General features: G+C 71.7%; 17 protein-coding genes. 11 read left to right on the top strand and 6 right to left on the bottom strand.

Annotated features, from left to right (window positions below):
- Window positions 1–165: 165 nt before the first annotated feature.
- From ACFZDL_RS37470 to dapD, 3 genes are read left to right on the top strand one after another with little or no spacing between them, the layout of a single operon-like run.
- On the top strand, window positions 166–486 hold the full coding sequence (locus ACFZDL_RS37470) for a multidrug efflux SMR transporter (RefSeq protein ID WP_353595032.1): 321 nt from the start codon (window positions 166–168) through the stop codon (window positions 484–486).
- Window positions 486–1,058: a TetR family transcriptional regulator gene (locus ACFZDL_RS37465; RefSeq protein ID WP_353595033.1), complete on the top strand. Its 573-nt coding sequence runs from the start codon at window positions 486–488 to the stop codon at window positions 1,056–1,058. Before ACFZDL_RS37470 ends, ACFZDL_RS37465 begins: the two co-directional genes overlap by 1 nt.
- A 44-nt stretch (window positions 1,059–1,102) precedes the next feature.
- Entirely contained in the window at window positions 1,103–2,101 is a 999-nt protein-coding gene (dapD, locus tag ACFZDL_RS37460) for a 2,3,4,5-tetrahydropyridine-2,6-dicarboxylate N-succinyltransferase (protein WP_353595035.1), read from the top strand.
- A 29-nt stretch (window positions 2,102–2,130) separates the two neighbouring features.
- On the opposite strand, the gene dapA is transcribed toward dapD, so the two are convergent.
- Both dapA and ACFZDL_RS37450 read right to left on the bottom strand, forming a co-directional pair.
- On the bottom strand, window positions 2,131–3,063 hold the full coding sequence (gene dapA / locus ACFZDL_RS37455) for a 4-hydroxy-tetrahydrodipicolinate synthase (protein ID WP_353595036.1): 933 nt from the start codon (window positions 3,061–3,063) through the stop codon (window positions 2,131–2,133).
- A gap of 114 nt (window positions 3,064–3,177) precedes the next feature.
- Complete coding sequence (locus tag ACFZDL_RS37450) at window positions 3,178–5,013, bottom strand: endonuclease/exonuclease/phosphatase family protein (protein WP_353595038.1); 1,836 nt, start codon at window positions 5,011–5,013, stop codon at window positions 3,178–3,180.
- A 381-nt stretch (window positions 5,014–5,394) separates the two neighbouring features.
- Here ACFZDL_RS37450 and ACFZDL_RS37445 point away from each other — a divergent pair, with 381 nt between their 5' ends.
- Window positions 5,395–6,903: a hypothetical protein gene (locus ACFZDL_RS37445; RefSeq protein ID WP_353595040.1), complete on the top strand. Its 1,509-nt coding sequence runs from the start codon at window positions 5,395–5,397 to the stop codon at window positions 6,901–6,903.
- A gap of 156 nt (window positions 6,904–7,059) precedes the next feature.
- Window positions 7,060–8,511, top strand: coding sequence for an alkaline phosphatase PhoX (locus ACFZDL_RS37440; protein WP_353595041.1), 1,452 nt, complete (start codon window positions 7,060–7,062; stop codon window positions 8,509–8,511).
- A gap of 193 nt (window positions 8,512–8,704) precedes the next feature.
- Here ACFZDL_RS37440 and ACFZDL_RS37435 read toward each other — a convergent pair whose 3' ends face one another.
- Window positions 8,705–9,928, bottom strand: a complete 1,224-nt coding sequence (locus ACFZDL_RS37435) for a TerD family protein (protein WP_353595166.1) — start codon at window positions 9,926–9,928, stop codon at window positions 8,705–8,707.
- Window positions 9,929–10,079: 151 nt separating this feature from the next.
- Between ACFZDL_RS37435 and ACFZDL_RS37430 the strand changes: the two genes are divergently transcribed.
- Both ACFZDL_RS37430 and ACFZDL_RS37425 read left to right on the top strand, forming a co-directional pair.
- Entirely contained in the window at window positions 10,080–11,207 is a 1,128-nt protein-coding gene (locus ACFZDL_RS37430) for a leucine-rich repeat domain-containing protein (protein ID WP_353595043.1), read from the top strand.
- Window positions 11,208–11,270: 63 nt separating this feature from the next.
- A complete protein-coding gene (locus ACFZDL_RS37425; RefSeq protein ID WP_353595044.1) occupies window positions 11,271–12,101 on the top strand; it encodes a YwqG family protein in 831 nt (276 codons plus the stop codon).
- A gap of 12 nt (window positions 12,102–12,113) precedes the next feature.
- On the opposite strand, the gene ACFZDL_RS37420 is transcribed toward ACFZDL_RS37425, so the two are convergent.
- Window positions 12,114–12,548, bottom strand: a complete 435-nt coding sequence (locus ACFZDL_RS37420; RefSeq protein WP_353595046.1) for a hypothetical protein — start codon at window positions 12,546–12,548, stop codon at window positions 12,114–12,116.
- Window positions 12,549–12,703: 155 nt separating this feature from the next.
- Between ACFZDL_RS37420 and ACFZDL_RS37415 the strand changes: the two genes are divergently transcribed.
- From ACFZDL_RS37415 to ACFZDL_RS37405, 3 genes are all read left to right on the top strand, one after another.
- Entirely contained in the window at window positions 12,704–13,576 is an 873-nt protein-coding gene (locus ACFZDL_RS37415) for a hypothetical protein (protein ID WP_353595048.1), read from the top strand.
- Window positions 13,577–13,622: 46 nt separating this feature from the next.
- Window positions 13,623–14,354: a winged helix-turn-helix domain-containing protein gene (locus tag ACFZDL_RS37410; protein WP_353595050.1), complete on the top strand. Its 732-nt coding sequence runs from the start codon at window positions 13,623–13,625 to the stop codon at window positions 14,352–14,354.
- 69 nt (window positions 14,355–14,423) lie between these two features.
- A complete protein-coding gene (locus ACFZDL_RS37405; protein ID WP_353595051.1) occupies window positions 14,424–15,398 on the top strand; it encodes a DMT family transporter in 975 nt (324 codons plus the stop codon).
- 27 nt (window positions 15,399–15,425) lie between these two features.
- Here ACFZDL_RS37405 and ACFZDL_RS37400 read toward each other — a convergent pair whose 3' ends face one another.
- Window positions 15,426–16,802, bottom strand: coding sequence for a serine hydrolase domain-containing protein (locus ACFZDL_RS37400; protein WP_353595053.1), 1,377 nt, complete (start codon window positions 16,800–16,802; stop codon window positions 15,426–15,428).
- Window positions 16,799–17,047 carry a hypothetical protein gene (locus tag ACFZDL_RS37395; RefSeq protein ID WP_353595054.1) on the bottom strand — a complete coding sequence of 83 codons (249 nt, stop codon included), beginning with the start codon at window positions 17,045–17,047 and terminating at the stop codon, window positions 16,799–16,801. Before ACFZDL_RS37395 ends, ACFZDL_RS37400 begins: the two co-directional genes overlap by 4 nt.
- Window positions 17,048–17,238: 191 nt before the next feature.
- On the opposite strand from ACFZDL_RS37395, the gene ACFZDL_RS37390 reads away from it, so the two are divergent.
- Window positions 17,239–18,168 carry a helix-turn-helix domain-containing protein gene (locus ACFZDL_RS37390; RefSeq protein WP_353595056.1) on the top strand — a complete coding sequence of 310 codons (930 nt, stop codon included), beginning with the start codon at window positions 17,239–17,241 and terminating at the stop codon, window positions 18,166–18,168.
- Window position 18,169 lies beyond the last annotated feature (1 nt).

The following is an 18,169-nucleotide window of genomic DNA, read 5'->3' as shown; positions in this document are numbered from 1 at the left end:
GCAAGATCATCGCGTCCAACGGCCACGGTCCTCGCAACTCCCACAGATCGCGGGTGTTGCGAGGACCGTTAGAACCCAAGCCGCGCGGGGGCCTTTCGCGTGTTCGGGACGGTTTCGGAGGCTGGCTGTGTACGGCCGTACGCATCGTTGTGTACACTCGTACGCATGGGATATCTGACGCTCGCCGGTGCGATCACCGCCGAGATCCTGGCCACCACCTCGATGAAGTACAGCGAGGGCTTCAGCAAGCTGTGGCCATCGCTGGCCACCGCTGCCGGTTATCTGGTCGCCTTCGCGCTGCTCGCGCAGACGCTCAAGACCGTCTCGATGGGCACCGCGTACGCCATCTGGGCCGGGGCCGGGACGGCCGTCATCGCCGCGATCGGAATGCTCTTCCTCGGCGAGGCCGCCACCACCGCCAAGGTGCTCGGGGTGCTGCTGGTGATCGCCGGGGTGATCGTGCTCAACCTCGGCGGGGCCCACTGATGGCCCGCCGCTACGACCCCGAGCGGCGGCAGCGCATCATCGACGCCGCGGTCGTCGTGGTCCGCGAGCGCGGTATCGCGGGGCTCAGCCACCGGGCCGTGGCCGCCGCGGCCGATGTGCCGCTGGGCTCGACGACGTACCACTTCGCCACCCTCGACGACCTGCTGGTCGCCGCGCTCCGGCAGATCAACGCCGGGTGGCTGGGCGAGGTGGAGCGCTGGGCGGAGAGTGCCGATCAGGGGGCGTCGGCCGACGAGCTGGCCCGGTGGCTGGAGGAACTGCTCACGGGTGACCGGTCCCGGCTGGAGCTGGAGTACGAGCTGTACTTCGCCGCGCTGCGCCATGAGGGGCTGCGGCCGCTCGCCGCCGAGTGCCTGGACGAGATGGCCCGGATGCTGGCGCGCCTGGTGCCCGACGCCGCCACGGCGCGCGCGGTGGTGGCCCTGATCGACGGGCTGACCCTGCAGGTGCTGCTGGCGGACCGCCCGTACGACCGGGAGAGCACTCGCGCGGCACTGGCGCGGATCATGGGCGCGGACGGCACCGGCGGGCCGCCCGGGACCGCCCCCTGAGACCGGTTCGCCTCCCGGGGCCGCCTCCGGTTAGCGTTCTGACCATGACCGACGCAGCCATCACCACCAGCACCACCCGCACCGGCGCAGCCGCCGCCGGTCTCGCCACCCTCGCCGAGGACGGCACCGTTCTCGACACCTGGTTCCCGGCCCCCGAGCTGGCCGCCGAGCCCGGCCCGGCCGGGACCGAGCGGCTGAGCGACGAGCGCGCCGCCGAGCTGCTGGGCGACACCGTCCTGAAGGCCGTGGGTCCTGACCCGCGCCGCGGGGTCGAGGTCGTGGCCGTCCGTACGGTCATCGGCTCCCTCGACGACAAGCCGCTCGACGCGCACGACGTCTATCTGCGGCTGCACCTGCTCAGCCACCGCCTGGTCAAGCCGCACGGCGTGAACCTGGACGGCCAGTTCGGGCTGCTGGCCAACGTGGCCTGGACCTCGCTCGGCCCCGTCCCCGTCGACCAGGTCGAGCGGGCCCGCCTCGCGGCCCGCGCCGAGGGGCTGCAGCTGTCGGTGACCAGCGTGGACAAGTTCCCGCGGATGACCGACTACGTGATCCCCGCCGGGGTGCGCATCGGCGACGCCGACCGGGTCCGGCTCGGCGCCCACCTGGCCTCCGGGACGACCGTCATGCACGAGGGCTTCGTCAACTTCAACGCCGGGACGCTGGGCACCTCCATGGTCGAGGGCCGGATCAGCGCGGGCGTCGTGGTCGGCGACGGCTCGGACATCGGCGGCGGCGCGTCGATCATGGGCACGCTCTCCGGCGGCGGCAAGCAGACCGTCTCCATCGGCGAGCGCTGCCTGCTGGGCGCCGAGGCGGGCATCGGCATCTCGCTCGGCGACGACTGCATCGTCGAGGCGGGCCTGTATGTGACCGCGGGCACCCGGGTCTCCCTGCCGGACGGCACGATCCACAAGGCGCTGGAGCTGTCCGGCGTCAACAACCTCCTCTTCCGCCGCAACTCCACCACCGGCGCGGTCGAGGCGCTGCCGCGCAGCGGCTCGTGGGGCGGCCTCAACGAGGCACTGCACAGCCACAACTGAGCCGCGGGCGCCGGGGGCGGGCGGCCCGGTCAGAGGCCGCCCGCCCCCGCCTCGCCACCCGCCGCCCCCGCCTCGCCGCCCGCCACCTCGCCGTACGCGGCCAGCAGCCCGTCGGTCAGCTCCTTGCCGGCGGGGAGCAGCGGGGCCCGGACCGGGCCTGCGGGCAGCCCGAGCGCGCCGAGCAGCGCCTTGGTGGTGGCCACCCCCGGGGCGCCGGCGGCCATCATCCGCTCGACGAGCGGGGTGAGGGCCAGATGGCGCCGGGCGGCCTCGCCCGGATCTCCCGCGTCGTGCGCGTCGAGCACCGCGCGCACCTGCTGACCGGCGACGTTGGCCACGACGCTGACGTAGCCGGCGCCGCCGATGGCCCGCAGCGGCAGATTCAGCTCATCGCAGCCGGAGAAGTAGGCGAGCCCGCTGGCCGCCATCACCCTGGCCGCCTTCAGCAGGTCGTACGCGCTGTCCTTGACGGCCGTGACGCGCGGGTGTTCGGCGAGCCGCAGCAGGGTGTCGGCGGCGAGTTCGGTGCCGGTGCGGGCGGGGATGTCGTACAGCATCACGGGGAGCCCGACCGCGTCCGCGACCGTGCGGAAGTGCTCCGCCACGGCGTCCTGGGGCGGGCGGCTGTAGTACGGGGTGACGACCAGCAGCCCGTGGGCCCCGGCCTTTTCGGCCGCGCGGGCCAGCTCCACGGTGTGCCGGGTGTCGCTGGTGCCTACCCCGGCGGTGATCCGGGCCCGGTCGCCGACGGCCTCCACGACCGCCCGCAGCAGCGCCTCCTTCTCGGCGTCGGAGGTGGTCGGGGACTCGCCGGTGGTGCCGCTGACCACGATTCCGTCGCAGCCGCCCCGGTCCACCAGGTGGCCGGCCAGGCGCTGGGCGCCGTCGAGGTCGAGGGCGCCGTCCTCGGTGAACGGGGTGATCATGGCGGCGGCGGTACGGCCGAAGGGGCCCAGGGACATGGCGTGCACGCTCCGTGCGGCAGGAGGGACGGGACAGGGGGTTCCTGCGCTGGATTCTGGGCCCCTTCGGGGTACAGGTCTATTTAATTGTGCTGGTCCGACCGTTCAGCGGCGCTAAGGCTTCAGTCGCACGATCTGCGGGTCGTGGTCGCTGGACTGGTCCGCGAACTCCGCGTTGATGTGCACGATGTCGTAGTCCGGGCGGCGCACGGCGCGGCTGGTGAGGATGTGGTCGAGGACCTGCGAGTTGCCGTTGTAGACATAGCCGTAGCGCTCGTCCTTCGGTAGCCCGGTGACCAGGTCGGTGAGCACCCCGCCGGCGGTGAGATCGGCCAGCGCGGGCGAGAACTGGTAGTCGTTGAGGTCGCCCGCGACGACGACGCGGGCCCGCGGGTCCACGGCCAGCAGCTTCTTGACGAAGGTGTTGACCGCCTCGGCCTGCCCGGTGCGCTGGGTCTCCGAGCCGCGGGCCGGGGGCTGGAAGCGGCTGTCCAGGCCCTGGTCGCCGCCCTTGGAGTTGAAGTGGTTGGCGATCACGAAGACCGGGCGGCCGCGGAAGGAGAACTGCCCGACCAGCGGCTTGCGGCTGTCCTTCCAGACCGGGTTCTCGGGGTCGATACGGCCGGGCGAGGCCGACAGGCCCGCCTTGCCGCCGTCGTCCGTCACCCGCACCGCGGTGGTGGCGTCCCCGCCCGCGACATCGGTGAACGAGACCCGCTCGGGGTTGAAGAGGAAGGCGACCCGGATGTTGCCGCCCGGCTGCCCGCCGTCCTGGTCGTCGGCCGGGTCGATCTGCCGCCACTCGTACGCGGGGCCGCCCGCCGCCTTGATCGCGTCGGTGAGCTTCTTCAGCGTGGCCCCGGCGGCGGTGACCGCGTCGTTCGTCGGGCCGTTGTCGTCCTGGACCTCCTCCAGGGCGACGATGTCGGGGGAGGCGAGGTTGTGCACCAGCCCCGAGGCGAGCCGGTCGAACTTCGCCTGCGCGGTCTTGGGGGACAGGTTCTCCACGTTGTACGTGGCGATGGACAGCTCGTCGGCCTTCTGCCCGCGAGTGGTCTCCCGGGCCAGGTTCCCGTCCGCGAGTTCGCCGAGCGCGGTGGCCTGGATCTCGTAGCCGCCGAAGTTGTCGTAGTCCAGCGGCCCGGCGGTGGTGCCGGTCAGCCGGTCACCCACATCGGCGACGGGGAAGGGGCGTTGGGCGAACGGGATGAGGGAGGCGACCTTGACCCGGCCGGCGTTCGGGTCGCGGTAGGAGCTGTAGAGCACCCCGCCGCGCGCGGTCCGGGCACGGCCGGGCTCGGCGGTGACCCACAGCTCGTTGAACGCGCTGGTCGCGCCCACGACCGGGGCGTCCTTGACCGAGACGCGCATGCCCTCCAGGGACTCATAGCGGTCCAGGGCGTAGGAGTTCGGGTGCAGCGGCAACCCTTCAATATTGCCGCTGCTGCCCGCCGCCGCGTCGGGGGCGTAGCGGTCGGGGACGGTGGAGGGGGTGAGCGCGAAGGCGGCGGGCAGCGCGTTGCCCGAGGACTCGACCGTCCAGGTCGCCCTGGTCAGCTCGGTGACCGACTGCAGCCCGGCGTCCGCGCCGCCCGGGTAGTACTCGCTGACCGTACCGGAGACCCGTACCGCGTCCCCGACGGCGACCGACGGGGTCGTCGAACCGGTGTAGACGAAGATCGCCTCGCTGGTGGCCCGGTCCCGGTCGGGGCGCGGGTCCTGGAACCAGAAGCCGCGCGAGGAGCCGAAGGCGCGGATCGCCGTGACCGTGCCGGGGACCTCGGACACCTGCTTGCCCGAGAACGGGGATATTCGGGTGCTGCCCTGGATGTCATGGATCCGGATCTCGGCGGCGGCCGCCGGCTGCGGGGCGGCGAGCAGCCCGGCCGCGAGCGCGGAGGCGACGACGGCGGTGACGGCGGCGGGTCCGCGCAGGGCGCGTGGGGACATGGTGGAGCCTCCGATGAGGAGTGACCGGATGACCAGAGGTGAACAAGCCTCTACGCGCGTCAATGTCTTTCCTCGCCAGGGCAGTTGTCAAGGGACGGCTGGTGTACCGCCGGGGTCGGAGGCGTGAACCGGGTGCGGCCACGGCGCCGGGCGTGCTCCGGCGCCCATGGCGTCAGCCGCTCCCGTCGTATGCCGGGCCGATGGCCGAAATCGCAGGCCGACGTCCCCTTGACGGCACATCGGGACGAAACCGCCCCACCTTCCGTCTAGGCTGGGACCGGTCGCGCCCGCAGCGCCGCGACCCCTCCCAAGCCAACAGTTTCATTCGACGTCGTCCGACTCCGTCCGACGTCATCCGCTCCCGAGGAGATGAGCCCGCCGATGCCCGGAGACCGCCCCACCCTGCCGCCCGTGCGGCTTCGCTCCGAGGCCGAACTCGCCCGGGACGCGCTGACCGCCCCGCTGCTGGCCCGCGCGGTGCGGCTCGCCCGCTGGGCCGGGCCCCACCGGCCGGTCGCGGCGGGCGGCGTACTGACCGAGCCCGACCTGCGGGCGGCGGCCGAGCACCTGGGGCTCGGCGCCGACGAGGACGGCCCGGGGTACGCGGCGGAGGCCTGGCAGCTGGCCGTCGACACCGGACTGATCGAGGTCCAGGAGCCCGCGCCGACGGCTGAGGGCGCCCACGGGGCGGACGGCGGGGACTTCGACGAGGACGCGGCCACGGGGATCGCCACCCCCGGCGAGGAGCTGCGGCTGATCACCGAGGGCAGCCCGCGCGACGTCCTGGACATCTGGCTCGGCGGCTTCGAGACCGTACTCGCCGACGCGGCGGCCCCCGACCTCGCCGAGATCGTCGACCAGATCGACGACGAAGGCGAGATCGACCTCGACGCGATCGACTGGAACCCCGAGGAGGAAGCCGACTTCCTGGACGGGGTGCTGGGCAATCTGTATCTGCTGACCGCCCAGGACGAGGAGGACGCCGGCCGCGCCGTGCCGCTGCCCGCGCTCGCCGCCGCCATGATCGTCCCCGAGGACATGGAGGAGCCCACCGACGACATCCTCGAGGAGATCTCCGAGGCGATGGTCCGCCTCGACGACCAGTTCCGGATGCTGGAGCCGACCGGCCTGGTCGAGTACCAGCCGGTGGACGAGGCGCTGATCGAGGAGGTCGACGGCGAGGGCCGCTTCCCCGAGACCGCCGGATCGTCCCTCGGCCCCGACGAGGAGGACATCTCCCGCTACGGCATGGTCAGGCTCACCCCGCTCGGCGTCTTCGGCGTGCGCAACCGGATGCTGGACGCCGGTATCGACGCCCCGGCCGTCGGCGACCTGGCCGACAAGGGCGCGGAGGTCCTGCTGGACGCCCTGCCCGGCCACCCGGAGCCCGCCGCGCGCGCCGAGGCCGAGCAGTGGCTGGCCCGCCGTACGCCCGACGAGGCCGCCCGGGAGCTGCTGGCCGCGGCGCGCGGCGACGACACGGGCGCGCCGCTGCGCCGCCTGGCCTGTCAGCAGACGCTCTCGCTGGTCGGCGCCGCGGCCGAGCCCGCGCTGCGCGAGGTGCTGGACGACCGGCACCTGGGCGGCCTGGCCCGGGTGTGGCTGGCCGAACACGCGATGCCCGACGTCCCGGAGCCGTCCGAGGAGATGGTGTTCTGGCTGACGGTGGACACCATCGCGGCCCAGCTCGCCGCGGACGGCGACTCCGCCGAGCTGCGGGAGCTGGTGCGCGGCCTCGTCGAGCGGTCCGGGTCCTTCTTCGAGGTGGCGTGGCGGGTGGACCACCCGGCGACCGCCGAGGTGCTGGAGGCGATGGGGCGGCTGCATCCGGACAAGAAGGCGGCCAAGGAGGCGCGGAAGGCGGCCTTCAAGGCGCGCTCACGCGTCTGACGGAGCTGAAGCGGACCGGCGCGGGCCGGGGCGGAGGTTCAACCGCCGGGCGCCAATCGAACCGCCGATGTCGCGTCCAGTTCAACTGTTGTTCGGCCAGGAGCGGGAGCGTAGGCCCGCAGTCGGTGGACAGATCTGGCCATTCAGGAGATGAAGATGCCGCTCACCCGAAGAGACTTCGCGAAGAGTTCCGCGTACACCGGCGTCGCCCTCGTCGGCAGCGCCGGGGTGCTCGCCACCGCCCCCGGCGCCCTCGCCGCCGAGCCGGCCGAGGACCTGACCACCGACGCGGCCGAGCGCGGCGGCTCCCGGCTCGGCTACGGCCCGCTCGTCGCCGACCCGAAGGGCATCCTCGCGCTCCCCGCCGGCTTCAGCTACCGGATCATCACCCGCACCGGCGAGACCAAGCTGGAGTCCGGCGAGTCCACCCCCTCCAACCACGACGGCACCGCCACCTTCGAGGGCACCCGCGGTGCCACGCTGCTCGTCAACAACCACGAGCTGAAGGGCCCGCGGGCCGACTGGCCGCACCCCGTGCCGCTGACCGAGGGCCTGGTCTACGACCCGGCGGCCTCCGGCGGCTGCACCGTCGTCGAGGTCTCCAAGCACGGCGACCACATCACCGAGTGGGTCGGCATCGCGGGCACCTCCACCAACTGCGCGGGCGGCAGCACCCCGTGGAACACCTGGCTGACCTGCGAGGAGACCGAGGACAAGGCCGGCAAGAACGGCATGACCAAGGACCACGGCTATGTCTTCGAGGTCGACCCGCACGACCGCCGGGCCAACCGCGACCCCAAGCCGATCAAGGCGCTGGGGCGGTACGCCCATGAGGCGGTCGTCGTCGACCCCAAGCGCGGCCACCTCTATCTGACCGAGGACGCCTCCGGCCCGAACGGCCTCTTCTACCGCTGGGTCCCGCCGCGCGGCTTCGAGCACGGGCGCGGCAAGCTGCGCACCCTCGCCGACGACGCCGGTGTGCTGCAGGCCCCCAAGTGCTTCGACTCCGGCGGCAACTTCGTCGACGACCTGTCGCGCGCGACCAAGACCGGCACGGTCTACGGCGTCGACTGGGTGGATGTGCCCGACCGCGACGCGAAGTCGGTTTCGGTGCGCAAGCAGTTCGACGTCGGCCAGATCACCCGGGCCCGCAAGCTGGAGGGCATGTGGTGGGGCGACGGGGGCGCGTACATCGTCTCCTCGTACGCCCGTGAGGAGAGCCCGGTCGCGCACGACGGCCAGGTCTGGTTCTACGACCCCAAGCGGCGCACCCTGACCCTGAAGGTGCTGCTCGGCGTCAACCCCGACCCCTCCAAGGACGGCGCCTTCGACGGCCCCGACAACATCACCGTCTCGCCGTACGGCGGTCTGGTCATCGCCGAGGACGGCGAGGGCGTCCAGCACCTGTTCGGCGCCACGGACGACGGCCGTACGTACCCGATCGCGCGCAACGAACTCAACATCGGCACGGCGGAGGAGCCGGAGTACAGCGAGTTCACGGGCGTCTGCTTCTCGCCCGACGGGCGCACCCTCTACGCCAACATCCAGACTCCCGGCATCATGCTGGCCATCACCGGCCCCTGGCGCCGCCAGCGCCCCCGCGGCTGATCTCCCCCAGGCCCCGGGCCGCCCCCGCGCCAGGCGCGGGGGCGGCCCGCGTCTTCTGCGACACCTCTGCCCCCTCCGCTCGTTGTACGGGCTACGGGACGGCCCAGGCCGGGGCGTCGACCTTCCTCCCTCGTCGGCGGTCCGGCCCGGGCCCCCGGGCGCCGGGGCCCGGGTGCTGGCGGCCCGGCCTTGATCAGAGGGCCTTGCCGGCGGGCTTGACCATCCCGCGGACCGTACGGGAGTCCACGTACTCGCCCATCGCGGTCATCTCCCACTCACCCGAGAACTGCCTGATGAACTTGGCCATCATCACGCCCGTGCGCGGCTCGGAGTGGGTCAGGTCGAAGCGGACCAGCTCCTCGCCCGTCCCCGCGTCCAGAAGGCGGCAGTAGGCCTTCGCGACATCGGTGAACTTCTGGCCGGAGAAGGAGTTGACCGTGAAGACCAGGCCGGTGACCTCCGGCGGCAGCCCGCCGAGGTGGACCGTGATCGTCTCGTCGTCGCCACCGCCCTCGCCGGTGAGGTTGTCGCCGGAGTGCTGGATCGCGCCGCCCAGAATCGAGAGCTTGCCGAAGAAGCAGGCGTCGATCTTCTTGCGGTCCACACCGAAGGCGATCACGGACGCGTCGAGGTCGATGTCCTTGCTGCGGAAGGCGGGCTCCCAGCCCAGGCCCATCTTGACCGAACTCTGCAGCGGCCGACCGCCCTTGACCAGCGAGACCGTCTGGTTCTTCTGCAGACTGACGCGGCCCTTGTCGAGGTTGATCTTCCCGCTGCCGGCCGCCGGGGCGGCGGCCGCAGGAGCGGCCGGCGGGGCAGCGGGCGGCGGGGCCGCGGGCATGGGCGGGGGCTGGAAACCGGCGGGCGGGCCGGCGGGCGGCGGCGCCTGGACGGCCGCGGGGGCGGGGGCCGCGGGCGCGGCGGGCTCCTCCACCGTCACACCGAAGTCGGTGGCGATGCCCGCCAGCCCGTTGGCATACCCCTGCCCGACCGCGCGCACCTTCCACGCGCCATTGCGCCGGTACACCTCGACGACCACGAGCGCGGTCTCGGCGCCCAGCCGGGGCGGGGTGAACGTCGCGATCACGGCGCCGTCGTCCGCACCGCGCACGGTGGCCGTCGGCTCGGTGCCCGAGAACGTCGCCCCGGGCGCGTCCAGGCTCGCGGTCACCACGATCTTCTCGATGTCGCCCGGCACGGCGGCGGTGTCGACGGTGATCGTGTCACCCGCCCCACCCGCCCCGGCGCGGTGGGTCACGCCGGGGCCGGCGGGCTGGTTGTAGAAGACGAAGTCGTCATCGGAGCGCACTTTGCCGTTGGCGGTGAGGAGCAGGCCCGACACGTCCAGCCGCACGGGGGCGGTGACGTCCACTGCCACGCGCGCGACGGGCAGGGGGAGGTTCGAGCCGGGAGTCATAGCGGTCATGCCCGGGGTAACGAACGTCCCCGCTTTACGGTTCCTTGACCTGCGTCTCGATCCCCATCACGGAGCAACTGGTGGCGGGCCGCGGTTCGGCCCGGCAGAATTCGATCTTCCTGTCGCAGCAGCCCGTTCCGGGGGATCGCCCATGGCCGAGTGCGACGAACCGTTCGAGGACGAACCGTTCGAGATGGACGACGACGATGACGCGTTCGCCCTGGAGGAGGCGGAGGAACTCATCGCCCAGGTGATCGACGACGGCGGCACGTCCCTGGAGCTCGGCCATCTGTCGCTGCCCGTCGTCCCCGCGTCGCTGGCCGAGGCCACCACGCTGACCCGACTCGACCTCGGCGACGGCACGTTCTCCGAGGTGCCCGATTTCCTGGGCGACCTGACCGGCCTCACGTACCTCTCCCTCAGCGACAACCGGCTCGAGGCGCTCCCCGCGTCGCTGGGCAACCTCAGCGCGCTCACCGAACTCGTCCTCAGCGGAAACTGGCTCGCGCGGCTACCCGCATGGGTACGACAGCTGACCGGACTCACCGACCTCGACCTCCGTGACAACCAGCTCATCGAGCTCCCCGAGTTCCTCGGCGGCTTGAAAAACCTCACGAGCCTCGACGCCGGCAGCAATCGCATCTCCACCGTGCCGGGCTCATTGGGCGATCTCACCGCCCTCGACGAGCTCAATCTGTCCGGCAACCGGCTCGTCGAGATCCCCGCGGCACTGGGAAATCTGACCGCCCTCACCCGACTCGACCTGGATTTCAACCGCCTCGCCCAGTTGCCCGCATCGCTCGGAGATCTCGCCGGCCTCACCCATCTCCTGCTGGGCGGCAACCGACTCACCGGGCTGCCCACGGAGCTGGGCAGGCTCACCGCCCTCCGATGGCTGAACCTCGACCGGAACGAACTGACCGAGTTGCCCCCATGGGTCGGAAACCTTACGAAGCTGACAGGAATCAATCTCGGCGACAACCGGCTCACGGCGCTGCCCGAAACGCTGGGCGGCCTCACGGCGCTGACGAGTCTCAGTCTCCGTGGCAATGGGCTGACCGAACTTCCGGCGTCCATGGGCAACCTCACCGCGCTCACCAGCCTTGACCTGGGCGACAACGAATTCACCGACCTGCCCGCGTGGCTGGGGGACCTCCCGGCCCTCACCTCGCTCCGGTTGGACGACAACAGGTTCAGCCACCTGCCGAGGTGGCTGGAAGGGCAGCCACGCATCGTCGTTCACCTGGGCGAAGGCCGTGTCCTGAGAAACGGCTCATGATGTGCGGCGCCCGCCACGACCCCCGTACGTCCCCTGTCGGACCCGCCCGCCATCATGGCCCGTATGACCACCGCGCCTGACCCGCTGCACGCCCTGGCCCGCACCCATCTGCCCCCCGACCTCGCCGACCGCTGGATCGCGCTGCTGCGCCCGGCCGCCCACCTGCGGAAGGCCGAGCCCGCCGATCCGGTCGTCGGCCGGCTCGGCGGACTGCCCCGGCTGCCCGAGGGCGTGGAATGGCCGGTGTGGGAGGGGCACGGGCCGCTGCCGTTCGTCGCGGCGGTCGACTGCGCCGCGCTGCCCCGGGAGGCGCTGGACATACCGCTGCCCGCCGAGGGCCGGCTCGCCTTCTTCTACTACGGCGACGAGGACGACGACGCGCTGGTCGACACCGCCGACCCGGACACCTGGGCCGGTGCCCGCGTCCTCCACCTCCCGCCCGAGTCCGCGACCGCGCCCGAGCGGCCCGCGCCGGCGGGGCTCACCCCGTTTCCCGAGGTGCCGCTGACCGTCCGTACGGGCCCGAGCGCGCCCGACTTCGACTCGCTCGCGCTGACCGCCGCGTTCGGTGAGGACGAGCTTCCGGACGCGTTCAAGCGGGCGGTGTGGAAGCACCAGAGCGGTGCCGCGCATCAGATCGGCGGCCACGCCCAGTCCGTCCAGACCGCCGTGGAGATCGTGGTGGCCCATGGCGCCCTGGGTGGCGAGGTGCCCTGGGAGGACCCGCGGATCGAGAAGGAGGCGGAGGGGTGGGTGCTGCTCGCGCAGCTCGACTCCGACGACGACGCGGACATGATGTGGGGCGACGCCGGCGCGCTGTACTGGCTGATCCGCCCCGATGACCTCGCCGCGGGCCGCTTCGAGAGGGCCATGTTCACCTGGCAGTGCTGCTGAGGCCCAGCGGGCTCAGGAGGTGACCTGGACGTCGACGCACTTCTCAGCGGTTCCCCGCACCACGCATACGCGCATGACGTACTTCCGGTCCTCCGGCAGGTTTCCCGTCGCCCAGGGGCTGTCGTAGGGCGCGTTGTGACCCCGAGTCGTGGCCTTCCGGTTGTCGTAGGTGAGGGTGGCCTCGATCCCGTAGCCGTCCGCGTTGCGGTCGTGCGCGCGCATCGCGTCACCGGGGTAGCCGTTGCCGGGGTCCTGGCGCCACTCCGCGTATCCCGCGTCGATGCCTCCGGACAGAGTGACCATGACGTTGCGGCCGTAGTCCGGCCACGTGGGGGTCAGAGAGAACTCGTCCAGGGAGGGGATGGCCGCCGCCGGCTCGGCACTGACGAGCGCGGTGCCGGCGAACACGGCGGCCGTACCGAGGACGACGCCGAGTCTCGTTCTCATGCGGTTCATGCTGCTCCTCCGTGTGCGGTGCTTCGGCCAACGCCGTCAATGCTCGTGGGAGAAGCCTCGGGTGTCTTTGACGCGGCGTCTCCTCTTGCTTGACGCTGCGTCTACAACCGCAGCCTCTCGTTGATCGACCGAGTTGAGGGAGAATCATGGATCTGCCGTCGGTGCCCGCCAGCGTCACCAGCCTGATCACCTCCGCAAGGCTGCCGCCGGAATTCACCGCCTTCTTCACCCCTGCCGCGGAGCTGACCGACGACGCGGACTGGTCCCATGTCGCGTCAGCCGTGGAGGCGTACCTGGCGACCGCGGGCGTGGACGAGAACGTACGAGGTGCCCTGGCGCTCGCCGGAGCGTACGGCTGGCTGGACTCCCTGGACGACGGCACGGACCCGGACCAGATGGACGAGGACAGCGACCGGGCCGTCGCGCTGCTGCGGGAAGCCGAAGCCCACGGCATCGACGAGGACGAGACCTGTGAGCTGTGGCGGTATGCCGAGCACATAGGGAGCGTCGCAGCCGAGCTCAGCGACCACCTCGCGGAGATGGACGCCTATGTGGCCGAGCACGGGGCGACGCCGCGGGGTCGGCTGGACGCGAAGCTGGGGCAGGCGCACGAGCTCTACTCCGCCGGCGAGCGGGCCGCGGCGCTCGTGTTGTTCCGCGAGGTCGCCGAAATCAGCCTTTGGGACAGTGAGTTCAGCGGGTGCGTGGACCGCATCGACATCGGCTGGTGCCGCCTGCTGCACGACGCGGCCCAGGTCGAGGGCCCGGAGGCGGCGCGGAAGATATGGCAGGAAGCGAGGGCGGCTTACCGGGTGGCGAGGTTTCCCGTCACGACGCACGCCTGGCCGTTGGTCGAGATGCTGTTGGGTACGGGGGTGCCGGACATCATCGAGGTGATCATTCACGAATGGCTGGAGGGTGCCAAGGAGGCCGGGAGGTGGGAGCTGCCGGTGACCGAGGACGAGCAGCGCATCTTCGAGCTCGCCCTGGCCGAACTCGAAGGATCTCCTCGTTGCTAGGCCCTGTCCGGGCGCGTGACCGGGTGAAGCTTCGGCATGCGCCGAAATGTTGGGGCATGATGGGGGTGTGACCGATTCCCCTCCGCCCGCCGCCCGCCTCGCCGCCCTCGCCGGCGCCATGGCCGACGAGACCCGGGCCGCGATCTGCATGGCCTTGCTCGAAGGACGCGCGTGGAGCGCGGGCGAACTGGCCCGGATCACCGGGGTGACGCCCTCCACCGCGAGCGGGCACCTGACCCGCCTGCTGGACGCCGGGATCTGTGCGACCGAACGGCAGGGCCGCCATACGTACGTACGGATCGCCGACGCGGAGACCGCGCGCCTCGTCGACTCCCTCGCCTCACACGCCGTCCCCGGCCGGGACGCGCCGTACACGGAGCCGGTCGTCGCCTCGTCCGACCCGCTGGCCCGCGCGCGGACCTGCTACGACCACTTCGCGGGGCGGCTCGGCATGGCGGTCACCGACGCCATGGTCAGGCGCGGACTGCTGGACACGGAGGGGGCGTTCGAGCTGACCGAAGCGGGGGAGGAGTGGTGCGCCCGGGTGGGCGTCGACCTGGCTCACGGGGGCCGCCGGCCGGTCGCGAGCTCCTGTCTGGACTGGACCGAGCGCCGCCGCCATCTGGGCGGGGTGGCCGGTGCCCGGCTGTGTGGCGTGGCGTTGCGCCGGGAGTGGGTGGCGCGGACGGAAGAGGGTGGGCGGGCGCTGCGGGTGACCGACGACGGGGAGGCGGCCTTCGGCGAGCTCCTGGGGCTCACCCCCGGCGCCTGGCAGTGACCCGATACAACTTTTTCACAGCCGAATATTTCGGTGGACACCAAAATGTAGACACCTTAGGCTGCCCGCATGAGTTCCCGCCTCGCCTCTCCCGGCGTCCTCACGGCCGGCGCCGCCACCTTCTCCGTGCTCGCCTGGGCGTCCGCCTTCGTCTCCATCCGCAGCGCGGGCGCCGCCTACTCCCCGGGCGCGCTCGCACTCGGCCGGTTGCTGGCCGCCTCGCTGGTGCTGTTCACCCTGGTGGCGATACGCCGCGAGGGACTGCCGCCCCGGGGCGCCCGGCGCGGCATCCTCGTCTCGGGCGTCGTCTGGTTCGGCGGTTACATGGTCGCCTTGAACTGGGGCGAGCGCCTGGTCGACGCCGGTACGGCGGCCCTCCTGGTCAACGTCGGGCCGATCCTGATGGCCCTCCTGGCGGCGCGGCTGCTCGGCGAGGCGCTGCCGCCGCGGCTGCTCGCCGGGATGGCGGTGTCGTTCGGCGGGGCGGTGGTGGTCGGCCTGTCGCAGTCTTCGGGTTCCTCCGGACACGAGGGCGGCACCTCGGTGCTCGGCGTAGCGCTGTGCCTCCTCGCGGCGCTGGCGTACGCGACCGGCGTGGTCGCCCAGAAGCCCGCGCTCGCGTACGGGACTCCGCTCCAGATCACGGCGTACGGCTGCCTGGTCGGCACGGTGGCCTGCCTCCCCTTCGCCGGGCAACTGGCCACCGAGCTCCCGAAGGCCCCGGCCTCCGCGACGCTCAACATGCTCTACCTCGGTGTGGTGCCCACCGCCCTCGCCTTCACCACCTGGACCTACGCCCTCGCCCGCATGCCCGCCAGCCGGCTGGGCGCCACGACCTACGCCGTCCCGGCCATCGTGGTCCTGCTGAGCTGGGCGTTCCTCGACGAGGTGCCCGTCTGGCTGACCCTGCTCGGCGGTGTGCTGTGCCTCGCCGGCGTGGCCGTCTCCCGCTCCCGCCCCCGGCCGTCCCGCGCGCCTGCCCCGCAGTCCGCAGAGCCCGAGCCGGATCCCGAGCCCGAGCCCGAAGCCGCCGACGCGCCCTGACCGCCCGGCGCTACCGCGCGGGCGTGGTCAGCTTTGCCGTGGGTGCACCCGGCAGTTGGTGTGGAGGTATTGGGCGGCGCCGTTCGCGAAGTCGTAGATCGCGACCGTCTGGGTGTCCTCCAACGGATCCGTCGGCGGCATCAGGAAATGGGTCTCGCTCACCGGAAGCAGCTCATATCTGATGCGGTCCGGCTTCTGGAGGAACTCGGCCTGCATCGGATCGAGGACCAGGGTCAGGTACGGCCTTCCGCCGTCGGCTGACACCTCATAGCGTGTGCCGGGGCGCCCGTAGACGCCTTGGTACCTGGTCAGGTCGAGGTTCAGCGCCGGGTCCGGTGCGGGCAGGTCCGGGATGGTGACCGTGCCGAGGTCGGTCAGGATCTCGTTGAACACCTCGCGGTAGAAGCTCTCCCTCGGTCCGCCGTTGGTCAGCATCGTGATGGCGGTGTCCGAGTCCGGCAGGAGCCGTAGCCGGGCGTTCTGGCCGATCGTGCTGCCGTCGGTCGCGTAGACGGTCTCGCCGTGCCAGTCACACACGATGAGGCCGAGTGCCCACGCCGGCCCGAACATGTGGGGGTCCGGCACGGGCACCCGCGACCGCAGCATTTCCCGAACACTCTCGGCCGAGACGATGCGCTTTCCGCTGGGCGCCGTGCCGTCGTTGAGGAGGAGGTGCGCCATGGCGAGCACCTCCCGGGTGGTCGAGGTGACGTTTCCGCCGGGGCCGAATGCGCGGGGCAGGTGGCGCACCGGTGTGACGATGGGGCCCTCGTCCAGGGAACGGAGCAGGTGCCCGGTCGCGGCGCGCGCCTCGTCCACCTGTTCCTGCCAACTGTTCGTGCTGGTCAGGCCCATGGGTTCGAAGAGGCGGCGGCGCATGACGTCGTCCCAGCGCGCACCGTCGTGCACCTCCAGGATCCGCGCGAGAATCGCGTACCCCAGTGCCGCGCTGTACCCGTGGGTGCGGCCCGGCGGAAAGACCTGGGGCGCGTCGGCGATGTTCTCGACCATGCGCGCGTAGACGTCGTCGCCTTCGCCGGGGTCGCCGTAGGCTTCCTCGATACCGCTGGTGTGGTGAAGCAGATGGCGCGGGGTGACTTCCGCGCTTGCCTCGGGATCGGCCACGGCGAAGCCGGGCAGGTAGCTGCGCACCGGCTCGTCGAGGTCGACTTTTCCCTCGTCGACGAGTTGCATGAAGGCCAGTGCGGTCCATGTCTTGGTCATGGAGCCGCACTGGTAGACGGTGTCCGTCGTCGCGGGTTCCCGCGTTTCCACGTCCTTGACGCCGACGGCGAGTTCGGTCAGCTCTCCGCCGTGGAGCACGCCGATCGCGGCGCTCGGAACCGCGTACTCCGCCAGGAGTTCCGCGATCCGGGCCCGGATGCGCGGTACGTCGAGCGTCATCGCGGGAGACCGACCGCGTTCGCGGCGTCCGCTTCGCGGTACTCCGTCGTGGCGTAGGGGCCGGCGTATGCCTCGAAGAAGTCCCGGACAACGTCGAGGGAGTCATGGGTGATGACGTTCACCGCCGTGGCCCCGTCCTTGCTCGCGATCGCCAGCTTCCACGTGGCGCCTTTGGGGAGGTTCGCGTGTGCCTTCTTCAGCCCGCTCCAGAACTTGCCGTCGTCCGAGACCGTCGACACGGCCATCACGTACATCATGGGGTCCTCACTTTCCAGGTGAGGAAAAGCTACGTTGCGTTTCTGTTCGAGTCAACGGAATCGGTGCGGAAATCCCTTCATAACCAGGATCGTTGCAACAAGGATGCGAATGAATGCAACTTCCTCAATCAAGTCGTTGCAATGTACTGTTGTTGAACGCAAAGAAAGGAGTCGCATCGGTGCCAGGAGGCAGGCTGACCCACGAGGACCGCCGGAGGATCGCGGCGTGGCTGGCCGAAGGGCTCGGATACGCCGAGATCGGCCGACGGCTCGGTCGGCCGACATCCACGATCAGCCGCGAGGTCGCACGCAACAGCGCCTCCGGCGACTATGCCGCCGACCACGCGCAGCGGGTCTCCGACCACCGGGCCCGCAGGCAGAAGCCCGCCCGGCCCGCCGAGCCGGCGACCGACGAGCAACCGGCCGAGAGGGTACGCGGCTTCATGGACCAGTTCGCGACGCTGCTGGCCGCGACCGGCCTGCCCCGGATGACCTCCCGGGTGTTCGTCTGCCTGCTCACCGCTGACGCCGACGGCCTGACGGCGGCCGACCTGGTGCGCCGGCTACAGGTCAGCCCCGCGTCGGTGTCCAAGTCCATCGGCTCCCTCGAAGCCATGGAACTGGTGGTACGCCGGCCGGATCCCGGCGGGCGCCGCGAGCGGTACACCATCGACGACGACGCCTGGCTCCGGGCCTGGCAGGCCGACACCGGCGCACACTCCGAGATCGCGACCGCCGCACAGCGTGGCATCGAGATCTTCGGCGCCGACACCACCGCCGGCACCCGACTCGGCACGATGGGCCGGTTCTTCGCCTGGCTCAGCGAGCAGATGAACGGCAGCACCCTCGCCGAGGCCGCCGTACACGACGCGCTGACCGTGCTGGCCGCCCTCGTGCACGCCGATCGACCCCTCACCCTCGGCACGCTGGCCACCGCGCTCGACTGGCCCGAAGACCGCGCCACCGCCGCCCTGGACACGATCCGACGGCAACCGGCCATCGCCGATCCCCTCGCCCTGAGGACCGTCGGCCCCCGGACGTACACCCTCGTCCCGAGACCGGACCGCCTCAGCCCGGCGCAGTGCAAAGCACTCCACCGAGCTGTGTGAC

The organism is Streptomyces sp. NPDC007917 (genome assembly GCF_042959105.1).
In the GTDB taxonomy this organism is placed as follows: Bacteria; Actinomycetota; Actinomycetes; order Streptomycetales; family Streptomycetaceae; genus Streptomyces.
The sequence above is the reverse complement of the archived record's forward strand: the minus strand, read 5'-3'. Positions and strand labels throughout refer to the sequence as shown.

Coding starts and splice junctions, on each gene's coding strand:
- ACFZDL_RS37395 (WP_353595054.1), bottom strand. CDS start 17,047: ATGGCCGTGTCGACGGTCTCGGACGACGGCAAGTTCTGGAGCGGGCTG.
- dapD (WP_353595035.1), top strand. CDS start 1,103: ATGACCGACGCAGCCATCACCACCAGCACCACCCGCACCGGCGCAGCC.
- ACFZDL_RS37470 (WP_353595032.1), top strand. CDS start 166: ATGGGATATCTGACGCTCGCCGGTGCGATCACCGCCGAGATCCTGGCC.
- ACFZDL_RS37440 (WP_353595041.1), top strand. CDS start 7,060: ATGCCGCTCACCCGAAGAGACTTCGCGAAGAGTTCCGCGTACACCGGC.
- ACFZDL_RS37420 (WP_353595046.1), bottom strand. CDS start 12,548: ATGAGAACGAGACTCGGCGTCGTCCTCGGTACGGCCGCCGTGTTCGCC.
- ACFZDL_RS37415 (WP_353595048.1), top strand. CDS start 12,704: ATGGATCTGCCGTCGGTGCCCGCCAGCGTCACCAGCCTGATCACCTCC.
- dapA (WP_353595036.1), bottom strand. CDS start 3,063: ATGTCCCTGGGCCCCTTCGGCCGTACCGCCGCCGCCATGATCACCCCG.
- ACFZDL_RS37465 (WP_353595033.1), top strand. CDS start 486: ATGGCCCGCCGCTACGACCCCGAGCGGCGGCAGCGCATCATCGACGCC.
- ACFZDL_RS37405 (WP_353595051.1), top strand. CDS start 14,424: ATGAGTTCCCGCCTCGCCTCTCCCGGCGTCCTCACGGCCGGCGCCGCC.
- ACFZDL_RS37430 (WP_353595043.1), top strand. CDS start 10,080: ATGGCCGAGTGCGACGAACCGTTCGAGGACGAACCGTTCGAGATGGAC.
- ACFZDL_RS37400 (WP_353595053.1), bottom strand. CDS start 16,802: ATGACGCTCGACGTACCGCGCATCCGGGCCCGGATCGCGGAACTCCTG.
- ACFZDL_RS37410 (WP_353595050.1), top strand. CDS start 13,623: ATGTTGGGGCATGATGGGGGTGTGACCGATTCCCCTCCGCCCGCCGCC.
- ACFZDL_RS37450 (WP_353595038.1), bottom strand. CDS start 5,013: ATGTCCCCACGCGCCCTGCGCGGACCCGCCGCCGTCACCGCCGTCGTC.
- ACFZDL_RS37445 (WP_353595040.1), top strand. CDS start 5,395: ATGCCCGGAGACCGCCCCACCCTGCCGCCCGTGCGGCTTCGCTCCGAG.
- ACFZDL_RS37425 (WP_353595044.1), top strand. CDS start 11,271: ATGACCACCGCGCCTGACCCGCTGCACGCCCTGGCCCGCACCCATCTG.
- ACFZDL_RS37435 (WP_353595166.1), bottom strand. CDS start 9,928: ATGACTCCCGGCTCGAACCTCCCCCTGCCCGTCGCGCGCGTGGCAGTG.